General features: G+C 58.5%; 13 protein-coding genes. 8 read left to right on the plus strand and 5 right to left on the minus strand.

Translation table 11 applies throughout. From position 1 onward, the window contains the following. Positions 1-12: 12 nt before the first annotated feature. From frr to rpsB, 4 genes are all read right to left on the minus strand, one after another. A complete protein-coding gene (gene frr, locus AC1DVE_RS08215; protein ID WP_008000041.1) occupies positions 13-570 on the minus strand; it encodes a ribosome recycling factor in 558 nt (185 codons plus the stop codon). Then, entirely contained in the window at positions 567-1,310 is a 744-nt protein-coding gene (gene pyrH / locus AC1DVE_RS08220; RefSeq protein WP_003222124.1) for a UMP kinase, read from the minus strand. The genes frr and pyrH overlap by 4 nt, the downstream gene beginning before the upstream one ends. A 209-nt stretch (positions 1,311-1,519) precedes the next feature. After that, positions 1,520-2,383 (minus strand): translation elongation factor Ts, encoded by an 864-nt coding sequence (gene tsf, locus AC1DVE_RS08225; RefSeq protein ID WP_223458835.1) that lies wholly within the window; start codon positions 2,381-2,383, stop codon positions 1,520-1,522. A gap of 189 nt (positions 2,384-2,572) precedes the next feature. Next, positions 2,573-3,310 carry a 30S ribosomal protein S2 gene (gene rpsB, locus AC1DVE_RS08230; protein WP_008052780.1) on the minus strand — a complete coding sequence of 246 codons (738 nt, stop codon included), beginning with the start codon at positions 3,308-3,310 and terminating at the stop codon, positions 2,573-2,575. A gap of 371 nt (positions 3,311-3,681) precedes the next feature. Between rpsB and map the strand changes: the two genes are divergently transcribed. The 4 genes from map to AC1DVE_RS08250 all read left to right on the plus strand — a co-directional run bounded on the left by map (position 3,682) and on the right by AC1DVE_RS08250 (position 9,783). After that, positions 3,682-4,464, plus strand: coding sequence for a type I methionyl aminopeptidase (map, locus tag AC1DVE_RS08235; RefSeq protein WP_477783871.1), 783 nt, complete (start codon positions 3,682-3,684; stop codon positions 4,462-4,464). Positions 4,465-4,505: 41 nt separating this feature from the next. Further along, a complete protein-coding gene (locus AC1DVE_RS08240; protein WP_223458831.1) occupies positions 4,506-7,208 on the plus strand; it encodes a [protein-PII] uridylyltransferase in 2,703 nt (900 codons plus the stop codon). A gap of 214 nt (positions 7,209-7,422) precedes the next feature. After that, positions 7,423-8,622 (plus strand): succinyldiaminopimelate transaminase, encoded by a 1,200-nt coding sequence (gene dapC, locus AC1DVE_RS08245; protein WP_223458829.1) that lies wholly within the window; start codon positions 7,423-7,425, stop codon positions 8,620-8,622. Between the two features lie 120 nt (positions 8,623-8,742). Then, on the plus strand, positions 8,743-9,783 hold the full coding sequence (locus tag AC1DVE_RS08250) for a zinc metalloprotease (RefSeq protein WP_223458827.1): 1,041 nt from the start codon (positions 8,743-8,745) through the stop codon (positions 9,781-9,783). A 104-nt stretch (positions 9,784-9,887) separates the two neighbouring features. On the opposite strand, the gene AC1DVE_RS08255 is transcribed toward AC1DVE_RS08250, so the two are convergent. Continuing rightward, on the minus strand, positions 9,888-11,519 hold the full coding sequence (locus tag AC1DVE_RS08255) for a Na+/H+ antiporter (protein ID WP_477783872.1): 1,632 nt from the start codon (positions 11,517-11,519) through the stop codon (positions 9,888-9,890). Positions 11,520-11,824: 305 nt separating this feature from the next. Between AC1DVE_RS08255 and AC1DVE_RS08260 the strand changes: the two genes are divergently transcribed. The 4 genes from AC1DVE_RS08260 to AC1DVE_RS08275 all read left to right on the plus strand — a co-directional run bounded on the left by AC1DVE_RS08260 (position 11,825) and on the right by AC1DVE_RS08275 (position 15,026). Further along, positions 11,825-12,187, plus strand: a complete 363-nt coding sequence (locus AC1DVE_RS08260; protein WP_223458823.1) for an ArsC family reductase — start codon at positions 11,825-11,827, stop codon at positions 12,185-12,187. Between the two features lie 32 nt (positions 12,188-12,219). Further along, positions 12,220-13,254 (plus strand): 2,3,4,5-tetrahydropyridine-2,6-dicarboxylate N-succinyltransferase, encoded by a 1,035-nt coding sequence (gene dapD / locus AC1DVE_RS08265; RefSeq protein ID WP_223458821.1) that lies wholly within the window; start codon positions 12,220-12,222, stop codon positions 13,252-13,254. Positions 13,255-13,419: 165 nt separating this feature from the next. Beyond that, complete coding sequence (locus AC1DVE_RS08270) at positions 13,420-14,625, plus strand: aminotransferase class V-fold PLP-dependent enzyme (protein ID WP_223458820.1); 1,206 nt, start codon at positions 13,420-13,422, stop codon at positions 14,623-14,625. Next, positions 14,622-15,026: a SufE family protein gene (locus AC1DVE_RS08275; protein ID WP_223458818.1), complete on the plus strand. Its 405-nt coding sequence runs from the start codon at positions 14,622-14,624 to the stop codon at positions 15,024-15,026. The genes AC1DVE_RS08270 and AC1DVE_RS08275 overlap by 4 nt, the downstream gene beginning before the upstream one ends. Positions 15,027-15,082 lie beyond the last annotated feature (56 nt).

Genomic DNA, 15,082 nt, shown 5'->3' on the forward strand with positions numbered 1-15,082 from the left:
AAAACGCGACCCTTATACGGCCATCAGGTCTTTTTCTTTCTGCGCCAGATCCGCGTCGATTTTAGCCACGAACTTCTTGGTCAGATCGTCGATCTCGCCAGTCGCACGACGCTCTTCGTCTTCGCTGATCTCTTTTTCCTTGACCAGATCCTTGAGCTGGCTGTTGGCATCACGACGGATGTTGCGTACGGCAACACGGGCATCTTCAGCGACGTCACGAGCCTGCTTGGTGAAGCCCTTGCGGGTTTCTTCGGTCAGGGCAGGCATGGAGATCAACAGCAGCTCGCCGAGGTTGGTCGGGTTCAGGTTCAGACCCGCGCTACCGATCGCCTTGTCGACGGCGCCCAGCATGTTGCGCTCGAAAGCAACGACTTGCAGGGTACGGGCGTCTTTGACGGTGATGTTGGCCACTTGCTTGATCGGGGTGTCAGAGCCGTAGTACGGCACCATCACGCCTTCCAGGATGCTCGGGTGCGCCTGGCCGGTACGAATGCGGCCGAAGTTGTGCGCCAGCGACTCCACGGACTTCTGCATGCGCTCTTGAGCGTCTTTCTTGATTTCGTTGATCATTGTTGGCCTTCCTCGATCAGGGTTCCTTCAGCGCCGCCATGTACGATGTTCAGCAGAGCGCCGGGCTTGTTCATGTTAAATACGCGTAGCGGCATCTTGTGGTCGCGGCACAGGCAAATAGCCGTCAGATCCATCACACCCAGCTTGCGATCCAGCACTTCATCGTAGGTCAGATGATCGAACTTCTCGGCATGCGGGTCTTTGAACGGGTCAGCGGTGTAGACGCCATCGACCTTGGTCGCCTTGAGCACGACATCGGCATCGATTTCGATTGCACGCAGGCAGGCAGCCGAATCCGTCGTAAAGAACGGGTTACCGGTACCGGCCGCGAAAATCACCACGTCCTTGGAGTTCAAGTGACGCATGGCCTTGCGACGATCGTAGTGATCGGTCACGCCAACCATGGAAATAGCGGACATCACGATGGCCGAAATGTTGGCGCGCTCAAGGGCGTCGCGCATGGCCAGGGCGTTCATCACAGTGGCCAGCATGCCCATGTGGTCGCCGGTGACCCGGTCCATGCCAGCCTTGCTCAGTGCTTCACCGCGGAACAGGTTGCCACCACCGATAACCAGACCGACCTGAACACCGATGCCGACCAGCTGGCCAACTTCCAATGCCATGCGATCCAGAACTTTCGGGTCGATCCCGAACTCTTCCGAGCCCATCAGGGCCTCGCCGCTAAGCTTGAGTAGAATGCGTTTATAGCGAGCCTGATAACCACTGCCCTGCTGAGCCATTGCGAATCTCTCCTGCGGCGTATTTTAAAAATTCTTTGCGAGCTGTTTACAGCTGGCGCTCACTCTAGCTTGGCGCTGCCTCAGCGCCATCGGAACATGGCTTTGTAAGCCAGTTCCAAAAGGAAACCAATTAAAAATTGGTGCCCCATCTGAAAAGAGGCTGCGCGCGTAAGCGGGCAGCCTCTTCTGGGCGACAGTCAAAAACCGTCTTATTGCTTGGCGGCAGCCAGCTGGGCAGCAACTTCTTCTGCGAAGTTGTCCACTGGCTTCTCGATGCCTTCGCCTACCTTGAAGTAAGTGAAGGAAACGATTTCAGCGCCGGCTTTCTTGGCCAGGGCACCTACGGTGACTTCCGGATTCATGACGAAAGCTTGCTCGACCAGGCTGGCTTCGGCCAGGAACTTGGTGATACGGCCGGAGATCATCTTCTCGACGATTTCCGCTGGCTTGCCTTTCATCTTGTCTTCGTTCAGGGTCAGGAAAACACCCTTCTCACGCTCGATGGCTTCTGGCGAAACCTGCGATGGCAGCAGGAACTCAGGGTTGCTTGCCGCCACGTGCATGGCGATCTCTTTGGCCAGCTGAACATCGCCGCCCTTGAGAACAACAGCAACACCGATCTTGTTACCGTGCAGGTAGGTGCCGACAACGTCACCCTCTACGCGTACCAGACGACGAATGTTGACGTTCTCGCCTACTTTGGCAACCAGCGCTTCACGAGCCGATTCCTGAGCGGCGATCAGCGGAGCTGCGTCGGTCAGTTTTTCGTCAAAGGCTTTTTCTACGCTGGCAGCAACGAAGTTCTTGAAGTCGTCTTGCAGGGCCAGGAAGTCGGTCTGCGAGTTGACTTCCAGCAGCACGGCTGCCTTGTCGTCAGCCTTGATGGCGATAGCGCCTTCAGCGGCAACGTTGCCGGCTTTCTTGGCAGCCTTGATGGCGCCCGAAGCACGCATGTCATCAATGGCTTTCTCGATGTCGCCGCCAGCCTTGGTCAAGGCCTTTTTGCAGTCCATCATGCCTTCGCCAGTACGCTCGCGCAGTTCTTTGACCAACGCTGCAGTAATCTCTGCCATTTCAAAATCCTCTTGGATAGGTTTTCAACCATTCCACCCGATCGAACGGGCGATCAATTCTTCCCCAACCACCCTTGTTAGCTGCCGCACGTTACAGATAGAGCGGTGGGCGCCAACAAATGGTTTTCGAGGTGGCAAAAAGGGGGCCAAGCCCCCTTTTTGCTTACTGAGTCAACGCCAAGGCGTCAATTACTCAGCTGCAGCCTGAGTTTCTTCAGCTGCGAACTCTACGGTGCCGCCGGCAACGTTGTTGCGACCGCGGATTACAGCGTCAGCCATCGAACCCATGTACAGCTGGATAGCGCGGATTGCGTCATCGTTGCCTGGGATGATGTAGTCAACGCCTTCCGGGCTGCTGTTGGTATCGACTACGCCGATAACCGGGATACCCAGCTTGTTGGCTTCGGTGATCGCGATGCGCTCGTGATCAACGTCGATAACGAACAGAGCGTCTGGCAGACCGCCCATGTCCTTGATACCACCCAGGGAACGATCCAGCTTTTCCAGGTCACGAGTGCGCATCAGCGCTTCTTTCTTGGTCAGCTTGGCGAAAGTACCGTCTTCGGCTTGAACTTCAAGGTCACGCAGACGCTTGATGGAAGCACGGATGGTTTTGAAGTTGGTCAGCATGCCGCCCAACCAGCGGTGATCGACGTACGGCGAACCGCAACGTGCTGCTTCTTCAGCAACGATCTTGCCAGCGGAACGCTTGGTGCCGACGAACAGAATCTTGTTTTTGCCCTGGGCCAGGCGCTCTACGAAAGTCAGAGCTTCGTTGAACATTGGCAGGGTTTTTTCAAGGTTGATGATGTGGATCTTGTTACGCGCGCCGAAAATGTACTTACCCATTTTCGGGTTCCAGTAACGGGTCTGGTGACCGAAGTGCACACCGGCCTTCAGCATATCGCGCATGTTGACTTGGGACATGATAGTTCCTTAATAAGTCGGGTTTGGCCTCCACGTATCCCAATGACCAACCAGCAGCATCAGCTGAAGGCACCCAGGTCATCGTGTCGACACGTGTGTGGATTTAGGCTTTACGGGACATCCCCGGAAAGCGGCGCATTTTATATCACAAGGCAGGGCAAAACGGAACCCGGATTCTGAAATCCTGGCGAGCGCTTTGCTCCATCCCTTGGAATCCGCCAAGAATGCACCATTCTATAGAGAGAAGCGATGCACACAGACGCAGATTTGCGCTGATCGTCTGGTAGAATCGCATTTTTCAGGGCCGCGAAGTTCGATTGCGCAACGCCCTTTCCGTTTAGAAAGCGCCGCCTGGCGCAGAGAGAGCCTGTATGACCGTCACCCTCAAAACCCCCGAGGATATCGCCAAAATGCGTATCGCCGGCAAACTGGCCGCCGATGTGCTGGAAATGATTGCCGAACATGTCAAGCCGGGCGTTACCACCGATCAACTGAACCAGATCTGCCACGACTACATCGTCAATGAGCAGAAAGCCATCCCTGCCCCGCTCAACTACAAGGGCTATCCGAAGTCGATCTGCACGTCGATCAACCATGTGGTCTGTCACGGCATCCCGAACGATAAGCCGCTGAAGGATGGCGACACCCTGAACATCGACGTCACCGTCATCAAGGACGGTTACCACGGCGACACCAGCCGCATGTTCCACGTCGGCAACGTGCCGGTCTGGGCCGAGCGCCTGTCCCTGGTGACCCAGGAATGCATGTACAAGGCGATCGAGATCGTCAAACCCGGCTGCCGCCTGGGCGACATCGGCGAAATCATCCAGAAGCACGCGGAAAAGAACGGCTTCTCGGTGGTTCGCGAATTCTGCGGCCATGGTATCGGCAAGGTATTCCACGAAGAGCCGCAGGTCCTGCACTACGGCCGCGCTGGCACCGGCATGGAACTCAAGGCCGGCATGACCTTCACCATCGAGCCGATGATCAACCAGGGCCGTGCCGACACCAAGGTACTGGGCGACGGCTGGACCGCGATCACCAAGGACCGCAAGCTCTCGGCACAGTGGGAACACACCCTGCTGGTGACCGAAACCGGTTACGAGATCTTCACCCTGCGCAGTGATGACACCATCCCTCGCGTTTCGGCCTGATCCCGCCACCGAACCTCGCCCATAGAAAGGAAAGCCAATCGATGCCGCAGGTGGATCCCGAACTCTTCGACCGAGGCCAGTTCCAGGCTGAACTGGCCCTGAAGGCAAGCCCGATCGCGGCCTTCAAGAAGGCGATCCGCCAGGCCCGCGAGGTGCTCGACGCTCGATTTCGCAGCGGCCGGGACATTCGCCGGCTGATCGAGGATCGCGCCTGGTTCGTCGATAACATCCTGCAAAAGGCTTGGGAGCAGTTCAGCTGGAGCGAGGACGCCGACATCGCGCTGGTCGCGGTCGGCGGCTACGGCCGTGGCGAACTGCACCCTTATTCCGATATCGACTTGCTGATCCTGCTGGACAGCGCCGACCACGAAGTTTTCCGCGATTCCATCGAGCGTTTTCTGACGCTGTTGTGGGACATCGGCCTGGAGGTCGGTCAGAGTGTTCGCTCAGTCGAGGAGTGCGCCGTCGAGGCCCGTGCCGACCTGACAGTCGTCACCAACCTGATGGAAAGCCGCACCATTGCCGGCCCCGAGCATTTGCGCCAGCGCATGCTGGACGTAACCAGCACCGCGCACATGTGGCCGAGCAAGGACTTCTTCCTGGCCAAGCGTGCCGAACAAAAGGCCCGTCACCACAAGTACAACGACACCGAATACAACCTGGAACCCAACGTCAAAGGCTCACCCGGCGGCCTGCGGGATATCCAGACGATTCTGTGGGTGGCCCGTCGCGAGTACGGCACCCTGAACCTGCGGGCACTGGCTGGCGAAGGATTCCTGGTCGAGAGCGAAAATGCCCTGCTCGCCTCTTCCCAGGAGTTCCTGTGGAAGGTTCGCTATGCCCTGCACATGCTGGCCGGCCGCTCCGAAGACCGCCTGCTGTTCGATCACCAGCGCACCATTGCCGGGCTGCTGGGCTTCAAAGGCGACGATGCCAAGCAAGCCATCGAAAATTTCATGCAGCAGTATTATCGGGTGGTGATGAGCATCGCCCAGCTCAGCGACCTGATCATCCAGCACTTCGAGGAAGTGATCCTCGCACCGGAAGACGAAGCCCCACCGCAGCCGATCAACTCGCGCTTCCAGCTGCATGACGGTTATATCGAGGCACGCAACAACAACGTCTTCCGCCGCACCCCGTTCGCCATGCTCGAAATCTTCGTGCTGATGGCCCAGCAGCCGGAAATCAAAGGCGTGCGCGCCGACACCATTCGCCTGCTGCGGGAACACCGCCACCTGATCGACGACGACTTCCGCAACGACATTCGCAATACCAGCCTGTTTATCGAATTGTTCAAATGCAAGATCGGCATCCACCGCAACCTGCGGCGAATGAACCGTTACGGCATCCTGGGGCGCTATCTGCCCGAATTCGGTTTTATCGTCGGGCAGATGCAACACGACCTGTTCCACATCTATACGGTCGATGCCCACACCCTGAACCTGATCAAACATCTGCGTAAGTTGCAGTACACCCAGGTGTCGGAAAAATTCCCGCTGGCCAGCAAAGTCATGGGCAAGCTGCCCAAGCCCGAGCTGATCTACATGGCCGGCCTGTACCACGACATCGGCAAAGGCCGGCATGGCGATCACTCGGACATCGGCGCCGTGGATGCCGAGGCCTTTTGCCAGCGTCATCAACTGCCCACGTGGGACAGCCGCCTGATCGTGTGGCTGGTGCAAAACCACCTGATGATGTCGACCACCGCCCAGCGCAAGGATTTGTCCGACCCGCAGGTGATCCACGATTTCGCCCAGATCGTCGGTGACGAAACCCGCCTCGACTACCTCTATGTGCTGACCGTCTCCGACATCAACGCCACCAACCCGACCCTGTGGAATTCCTGGCGCGCCAGCCTGCTGCGCCAGCTCTACACCGAGACCAAGCGCGCCCTGCGTCGCGGCCTGGAAAACCGGGTGGATCGCGAAGAGCAGATCCGCCAGACCCAGAGCGCCGCCCTGGATATCCTGGTGCGCGGCGGCACCGACCCGGACGATGTGGAGCAGTTATGGGCGCAGTTGGGTGATGACTATTTCCTGCGCCACACCGCCGGCGATGTCGCCTGGCACAGTGACGCGATCCTCCAGCAACCGGCCGACGGCGGGCCACTGGTGCTGATCAAGGAAACCACCCAGCGCGAGTTCGAAGGTGGCACGCAGATTTTCATCTATGCCCCGGACCAGCACGACTTCTTTGCCGTGACCGTAGCCGCAATGGACCAGCTCAACCTGAACATTCACGACGCCCGGGTCATCACCTCCAGCAGCCAGTTCACCCTCGACACCTATATCGTGCTCGACACCGACGGCGATTCGATTGGCGATAATCCGGCGCGGGTCAAACAGATCCGCGAGGGTCTGACCGAAGCCCTGCGCAACCCGGACGACTACCCGACCATCATCCAGCGCCGGGTGCCGCGTCAGCTCAAGCATTTCGCCTTTGCGCCACAAGTGACGATCCACAACGACGCCCAGCGCCCGGTGACGGTGCTGGAGCTCACGGCCCCCGACCGCCCGGGCCTGCTGGCGCGGATTGGCACGATCTTCCTGGAGTTCGACCTGTCGTTGCAGAACGCCAAGATCGCCACCCTCGGCGAGCGCGTGGAAGACGTGTTCTTCATCACCGACGCCAACAACCAGCCGTTGTCGGACCCGCTGCTGTGCAGCCGCCTGCAGGATGCGATCGTCGAACAACTGAGTGTCAACCAGGAACCCGATATCAAACTGTCGCGCATCAGCATCTGAATCAACACATTTCCCCCTGTGGAAATGAACCTTCTGTGGTGAGGGGGCTTGCCCCCGTTGGGTCGCGAAGCGGCCCCAAAACCAGCTAACGCGATGTATCAGATACAGCGCACATGATGGTTTTACGACTGCTTCGCAGCCGAACGGGGCGGTTCGGCGTTCCGACAAGCCCCCTCACCACATTAGTTAGCTTCCACATTGAAAGAGGCCCCCGATGAACAACGCTCTGTCCCAGCTCCAGCCCTACCCGTTCGAGAAACTCCGCGCCCTGCTCGGCAGCGTGACGCCCAACCCGGACAAGCGTCCGATCGCGCTGTCCATCGGCGAGCCGAAACACCGTTCGCCAAGTTTTGTCGCCGAGGCCCTGGCCAGCAATCTGGAAAAAATGGCGGTGTACCCGACCACCCTCGGTATCCCGGAGCTGCGTGAAGCCATCGCTGCATGGTGCGAGCGTCGCTTCGATGTACCCAAAGGCTGGATCGACCCGGCGCGCAACGTGCTGCCGGTCAACGGCACCCGTGAAGCGCTGTTCGCCTTCACCCAGACCGTGGTCAACCGTGGCGATGACGCGCTGGTGGTCAGCCCGAACCCGTTCTACCAGATCTACGAAGGCGCGGCTTTCCTCGCCGGGGCCAAGCCGCATTACCTGCCATGCCTGGACGAAAACGGCTTCAACCCGGATTTCGATGCCGTGTCGCCGGACATCTGGAAACGCTGCCAGATCCTGTTCCTGTGCTCGCCAGGCAACCCGACCGGCGCCTTGATTCCGGTGCAAACCCTGAAAAAGCTGATCGCCCTGGCCGACGAATACGACTTCGTGATTGCCGCCGATGAGTGCTACAGCGAGCTGTACTTCGACGAACAAACTCCGCCACCAGGCCTGCTCAGCGCCTGCGCGGAACTGGGTCGCAAGGACTTCAAGCGTTGCGTGGTGTTCCACAGCCTGTCCAAGCGTTCGAACCTGCCAGGCCTGCGTTCAGGTTTTGTCGCCGGTGACGCCGACATCCTCAAGGGCTTCCTGCTCTACCGTACCTACCACGGCTGCGCGATGCCGGTTCAAACCCAACTGGCCAGCGTTGCTGCGTGGAATGACGAAGTGCACGTACGCGCCAACCGAGCGCTGTATCGCGAGAAATTTGATGCGGTACTGGAAATCCTCAGCCCGGTCATGGACGTACAGCGGCCGGATGGCAGCTTCTACCTGTGGCCGAATGTGGCCGGTGACGACGCAGCGTTCTGTCGCGACCTGTTCGAGCAGGAGCACGTGACCGTGGTACCGGGCTCTTACCTGTCCCGCGATGTTGATGGTTTGAATCCAGGTGCAGGCCGAGTACGCATGGCACTGGTTGCGCCATTATCCGAATGCCTTGAAGCGGCAGAACGTATTCGCGACTTCATAACCCGCCGCAACTGACACTAACAAGGCCTGTACTGTGCAACGCAGTACAGGCCGCCCACCAGCAACAACATCTAACAAGCAGTAACTTTACAGCGTGGCTCTAATTTAAATAGTCTCCAACTCGAAACCAGTCTATTGACCAGATTAAAACTTCGAGAAAGAGAGCGGCAATACCACACTCAAAATCACGCAAAGCTAACCTACCACCGACAATTGGAACGCAGAGAAGAGCAGCAACTCTCAGCCAGTATGATCGGCGACTCATACGAAAAACATATCAAAAGTCTTTACCACTCCAACAATGCGCAAATAAATAAAACCAACAAATCTCTTTATCAACAAACCACAACCGATAAAAGACATGGACGTCCCCCTATGAAAAATGAAGTTTGCAGCATCCTTAGAAGCATTGATCCAGTTGCCTCCTATGAGGCCGCAATCAATGAACGCAGCGATAATGTCAAGTCCAACACTTCCGGACGCACCAAGAGAAGCGTCGCCATACATACTGCCTTCTGGGAGCCTGGGCGCACCCTGAAAATAGCCATGTACGACGAAAACCAGAAAACCATCGACATTGTAAAAAACATCGCGAACAAATGGTTAGCGCATGCCAATTTAAAATTTGAATTCATTTCAGGTACTGCGGGGGACATTCGTATAAAAATCGAGCCAAACCAAACCGGCGATTCCTACTCCTTTCTCGGCACAGATGCACTGACCTGCCCCCCTGAAGAACCCACTATGAAAATCGGAGTAGCTTTAGAACATGATGAATTTGAACGCTTTGTATTACATGAATTTGGTCACGCACTCGGCCTCCGCCATGAACATCAACATCCCGATGCGGACATTCCTTGGGATCTGGAAAAAGTCTACGCCTGGTATAAAGAAAAAAGCGACTGGGAGCGTGATAACGTTGACTTACAAGTCCTGCCATTACCTCGCTATACAGATCATATCTATGGTGATTACGACCCATTGTCAGTCATGCACTACAAAATTGATAGCACACTCACCCTAAACAACTGGAGCCACCCAGGAAACTTCACACTGAGCAAGAATGACATGAATGCAATTCGCAAGATTTATCCTCAAAGGACAACATACATACCACACGCACTGATTGAACTATTCAACACAATAAAGGCACCATTCATTGGCAAATCCAATTAAAAAACACTCCGAAGCCCCCCCCAAAAAAATCGATTCTTGATAACTGTTACTTTCAATACATCTTCCATGTACGCCGCAATGCAACAATGAAAACACGCTCATTATTATTTCACCGCTCCAAGCTTGGCCTCACTCAGATCCAGTTCCCCCAACACCTCACGCAACACGTCATCACCAATCTGGTGATGACGACTGAGGCTATACAACTCCAGGCGCTGCGCCCGCAGCGCCTTCAAGCGCAAACGCCGTTCCAGCAGGTCCATCTGAAAGGCCAGGGCCTGAGCTTCAGCGGAATCGTTGAACACCTCCAACTGGTGGCGATACTCGGACATGATCCGCGCCTTGAGTTCAGCGGCCAGCGCGGACTGGGCGGCGTCCTGTGGGTTGACCTCTTCTGTCTCAAGCGCATGAATGGCCGCCTCAGCGGTCTTGCGCCAGGCGTCGCGCACTTCATTACGCCGCTTGTCGTCCGGGCTGGCTTCGATGCCACGCAACAAAAGTGGCAGCGCGATGCAGGCCGCAATCAACGACAGCAGAATCACCCCGGCGGCAATAAAGATCAGCAAGTCGCGTTCGGGAAATGCATCGGAGCCCATCAACATCGGCACCGACATCACACCCGCCAGCGTCACCGCGCCGCGCACGCCGCCGACGGTCAGCAACCAGCAGGAACGCGCGCTGGGCACTCGGGTTATCTCAGCCTTGCCGCGCCAGCGCCGCAGCAGGATGGACAGCCGCCAGATGCTCTGCACCCAGACTAACCGCAAAACCAGCAGCACCAGGAAAATCGCCACCACGTCCAGCCCGCGATACAGCAACGTCGGCCAAAGCGAAGTTTCGTGACTGGCCACCGCCTTGATGATGTCCGGCAACTGCAAACCCAACAGCAGGAAGATCAAACCGTTGAACGCGAACTCCAGCAGCGACCAGACACTTCGATTGAGCAAGCGTGTATTGGTCTGGCGCGGCAGCAGATCGAGCCAGCTCTGCATCATCCCCGCCGCCACCGCCGAGAGGATGCCCGACACTTCCATACGCTCGGCCAGCACGTAGGCCGCAAACGGCAGCAGCAACATGAACACCACGTGCGTCGCCGGATCATCCCAGCCCCGCGCGATCATCCACGCCCGCAGACGGCCGACCAGCCAGCTCAAGACCACCCCGACGGCCAGGCCACCCACCGCGACCAGCACAAACGTCAGGCTGGCATTGGCCAGCGAGAACACGCCGGTCACCGCCGCCACCAGGGCAAACTTGAACGTCACCAGGCCTGAGGCGTCGTTCATCAGCGCCTCGCCCTGCAAGATGTGCATCAACGGGGTCGGCAGTCGATTGCGGGAAATGGCCGACACTGCCACCGCATCCGTCGGCGACAGCACGGCCGCCAGGGCAAACGCCACCGGCAACGGTACACCGGGCAGCAGCCAATGAATGAAATAGCCGGCGCCGACCACCGTGAACAGCACCAACCCCACTGCCAGCGTCAGGATCGGGCCGCGCAGGTGCCAGAATTCGCGCTTGGGCATGCGCCAGCCGTCGGAGAACAGTAACGGCGGCAGGAACAGAAACAGGAACAGTTCGGGATCGAGGGCTACATGGAGGCCGAGCGTCGGCCAGGCAAGCAAGGCCCCAGCGGCAATCTGCACCAACGGCAACGGCAGCGGAATCACCCGTCCGATCAGGCGCGAAACGCCGACCAGCATCAACAGGATCAGGACGGTGTAAGCGGTTTGCATAAAGCGTGGTTCCAGGCCAGTCGACAGCATCGAAGTGCCATATTAGCCGCTTAGACTACCGGTGGCCCTTGCACCTATGTCGCACTGCACCGAACGCCTTGAAACACCGCAATCCCTGTGGGAGCGAGCCTGCTCGCGATGGCGGCATCACAGCCGACATCGCTGTCTATGAGCCACCGCGATCGCGAGCAGGCTCGCTCCCACAGGTTTTGCGCGGACATGACAACCACAGCCGCCGCGAAACCGTCCGGCCATGGCATAATCCGTCACCTTTCAATTCCAGCACCTGCAAAGGGGGCAATTCCTTGACCGTTTCAAGCAAAACGTTGCACCTTTTCGGCATCAAAGCCTGCGACACCATGAAAAAGGCGCGCACCTGGCTCGATGAACACGCTGTCAGCTATGACTTTCATGATTACAAAGCGGTCGGTATCGACCGTGAACACCTGACCCAATGGTGCAACGAGCACGGCTGGGAAGTGGTGTTGAACCGTGCAGGCACGACCTTTCGCAAGCTCGACGACGAACGCAAAGCCGATCTCGACCAGTCGAAAGCCATCGAACTGATGCTCGCACAACCTTCGATGATCAAGCGCCCGGTGCTCGATCTCGGTGACCGAACCCTGATTGGCTTCAAGCCAGATATCTACGTGGCCGCGCTCAAGTAAGCAGCCCGTTCAATTTTGTTAGAGGTATACACATGTCCACTACCTTGTTCAGCCTGGCCTTCGGCGTCGGCACTCAAAACCGTCAAGGCGCATGGCTGGAAGTGTTCTACGCCGCCCCGGTACTCAAGCCATCGGCTGAAGTCCTCGCCGCTATCGCACCGATCCTGGGCTACACCGAAGGCAATCAGGCCATCGCGTTCAGCACCGCACAGGCCTCGCAACTGGCTGAAGCGCTGAAAAGCGTCGACGCTGCCCAGGCTGCCCTGCTGACCCGCCTGGCCGAGAGCCACAAGCCGCTGGTTGCCACCTTGCTGGCTGAAGACGCCCAGCTGTCGTCCACCCCTGAGGCCTACCTCAAGTTGCACCTGCTGAGCCATCGCCTGGTCAAGCCACACGGCCTGAACCTGGCCGGCATCTTCCCGCTGCTGCCAAACGTGGCCTGGACCAGCCAGGGCGCGGTCGACCTGAGCGAGCTGGCCGAACTGCAACTCGAAGCCCGCCTGCGCGGCGAGCTGCTGGAAGTGTTCTCGGTGGACAAGTTCCCGAAAATGACCGACTACGTGGTTCCGGCCGGCGTGCGTATCGCTGACGCTGCGCGTCTGCGCCTGGGCGCTTACGTGGGCGAAGGCACCACCGTGATGCACGAAGGTTTCATCAACTTCAACGCCGGCACCGAAGGCCCGGGCATGATCGAAGGCCGCGTATCCGCTGGCGTATTCGTCGGCAAGGGTTCGGACCTGGGCGGCGGCTGCTCGACCATGGGCACCCTGTCGGGCGGCGGCAACATCGTGATCAAGGTCGGCGAAGGCTGCCTGATCGGCGCCAACGCCGGTATCGGTATCCCGTTGGGCGACCGCAACACCGTCGAGTCGGGCCTGTACGTGACCGCCGGCACCAAAGTCGCGCTGCTGGACGAGAACAATCAACTGGTCAAAGTGGTCAAGGCCCGTGAACTGGCTGGCCAGACTGACCTGCTGTTCCGTCGCAATTCGGAGACCGGTGCCGTGGAATGCAAAACCCACAAATCGGCCATTGAACTGAACGAAGCGCTGCACGCTCACAACTAAGCGCTACACGATCACCTGTGTAGGAGCAGCCGGTCGACGCTCGATTGCTCGCGATGGACGTCAACGATTACACGCGGCAACAGACAGCACGCGTCGTCCATGCGTCCATCGCGAGCAGGCTCGCTCCTACATGGGTACGGCGTACACTCACCAGGGCCCGATAGCATGATGATTCTCTCTCCCTGGCGTGCCGATTTTCCGGCCATCGCCGCCCTGCAACGGCAAGACCAGACCTATCTGGACAACGCCGCCACCACGCAAAAACCCCAAGCCCTACTGGATGCCCTGGCGCACTACTACGCCAACGGCGCGGCCAACGTGCATCGGGCGCAGCATTTGCCCGGCGCCCACGCCACCCAGGCGTTCGAGGACAGCCGCCGCAAAGTCGCGCAATGGCTCAATGCTGGCGATTGCGGGCAGATCATCTTTACCCATGGCGCGACGTCCGCGCTGAATCTCCTGGCCTATGGCCTGGAACATCTTTTCAATCCGGACGACGAGATTGTCATCAGCGCCCTGGAGCATCACGCCAATTTGCTGCCATGGCAGCAACTGGCACACCGTCGCGAGCTGAAACTGGTGATCCTGCCGCTGGATGCCGACGGCGTGATCGACCTTGAAGCCGCCGCCGGTTTGATCGGCCCACGCACGCGTCTGTTCGCCGTCAGTCAACTGTCCAACGTGATTGGCGCGTGGCAGCCGCTGCCTGAATTGCTGGCACTGGCCAAGACGCACAACGCCCTGACCGTGATCGACGGTGCCCAAGGCGTGGTCCATGGCCGCCACGACGTGCAAGCGCTGGGCTGCGATTTTTATGTGTTTTCCAGCCACAAGCTCTACGGTCCCGATGGCTTGGGCGTGCTGTTCGGGCGCAATGCAGCGCTGCAACAACTGCGTCCCTGGCAGTTCGGTGGTGAAATGGTGCTGGATGCCAACTACCACGACGCACGCTTTCGCCCGGCACCGCTGGGTTTCGAGGCAGGGACGCCACCGATTGCCAGTGTGATTGGTCTGGGAGCGACCCTGGATTACCTCGCCGGGCTCGATCAGGACGCCGTGTCCGCTCATGAAGCCGCGTTGCATGCCTGCCTGCTCAAGGGCCTTGAGGCGCGCAACGGTATTCGCCTGCTGGGCAAGCCACAAGTGGCGCTGGCCAGTTTTACTGTCGAGGGTGTGCATAACTCCGATCTCGCGCATTTGCTGACCGAACAAGGGATCGCGGTGCGTGCCGGCCATCACTGTGCGATGCCGCTGCTCAAACGCTTCGAACTGGCCGGGGCGATTCGGGTGTCGTTGGCGCTGTACAACGATTCCGAAGACCTGGAGCGGTTCTTTGAAGCCCTGGATCAGGCGCTGGAGCTATTGCGATGAACCTGCCTGCTGATGCCGTGACGGCACTGGACACCTTTCAGAAAGCGGCCGGCTGGGAACAACGCGCACGCCTGCTGATGCAATGGGGTGAGTGCCTGCCGGCCTTGAGTGATGCGCAGATGTGTGATGCAAACCGGGTGCATGGCTGTGAAAGCCAGGTGTGGCTGGTGGGTGAGTTGCGCGATGGCCATTGGCAATTCAGCGCCAACAGCGATGCGCGCTTGATTCGCGGGTTGGTGGCATTGCTGCTGGCGCGGGTCAACGGATTGTCGGCGGCTGAGTTGCAGCAGGTGGATTTGCCGGACTGGTTCAATCAGTTGGGGTTGGGGCGGCAGTTGTCCGAGTCTCGCAGTAATGGCTTGAATGCGGTGCTTCAGCGGATGAATGAGTTGGCTGGTTAATCGCCTTCGCGAGCAAGCCCGCTCCCACATTGGATTTCGGTCGTACACAAAAACTG

The organism is Pseudomonas sp. P4_B4 (genome assembly GCF_056402255.1).

Bases quoted from the DNA above. Each gene is read 5' to 3' on its own strand.
- frr (WP_008000041.1), bottom strand. From the start codon at position 570: ATGATCAACGAAATCAAGAAAGACGCTCAAGAGCGCATGCAGAAGTCC.
- pyrH (WP_003222124.1), bottom strand. From the start codon at position 1,310: ATGGCTCAGCAGGGCAGTGGTTATCAGGCTCGCTATAAACGCATTCTA.
- tsf (WP_223458835.1), bottom strand. From the start codon at position 2,383: ATGGCAGAGATTACTGCAGCGTTGGTCAAAGAACTGCGCGAGCGTACT.
- rpsB (WP_008052780.1), bottom strand. From the start codon at position 3,310: ATGTCCCAAGTCAACATGCGCGATATGCTGAAGGCCGGTGTGCACTTC.
- map (WP_477783871.1), top strand. From the start codon at position 3,682: ATGACCGTCACCCTCAAAACCCCCGAGGATATCGCCAAAATGCGTATC.
- AC1DVE_RS08240 (WP_223458831.1), top strand. From the start codon at position 4,506: ATGCCGCAGGTGGATCCCGAACTCTTCGACCGAGGCCAGTTCCAGGCT.
- dapC (WP_223458829.1), top strand. From the start codon at position 7,423: ATGAACAACGCTCTGTCCCAGCTCCAGCCCTACCCGTTCGAGAAACTC.
- AC1DVE_RS08255 (WP_477783872.1), bottom strand. From the start codon at position 11,519: ATGCAAACCGCTTACACCGTCCTGATCCTGTTGATGCTGGTCGGCGTT.
- dapD (WP_223458821.1), top strand. From the start codon at position 12,220: ATGTCCACTACCTTGTTCAGCCTGGCCTTCGGCGTCGGCACTCAAAAC.
- AC1DVE_RS08270 (WP_223458820.1), top strand. From the start codon at position 13,420: ATGATGATTCTCTCTCCCTGGCGTGCCGATTTTCCGGCCATCGCCGCC.
- AC1DVE_RS08275 (WP_223458818.1), top strand. From the start codon at position 14,622: ATGAACCTGCCTGCTGATGCCGTGACGGCACTGGACACCTTTCAGAAA.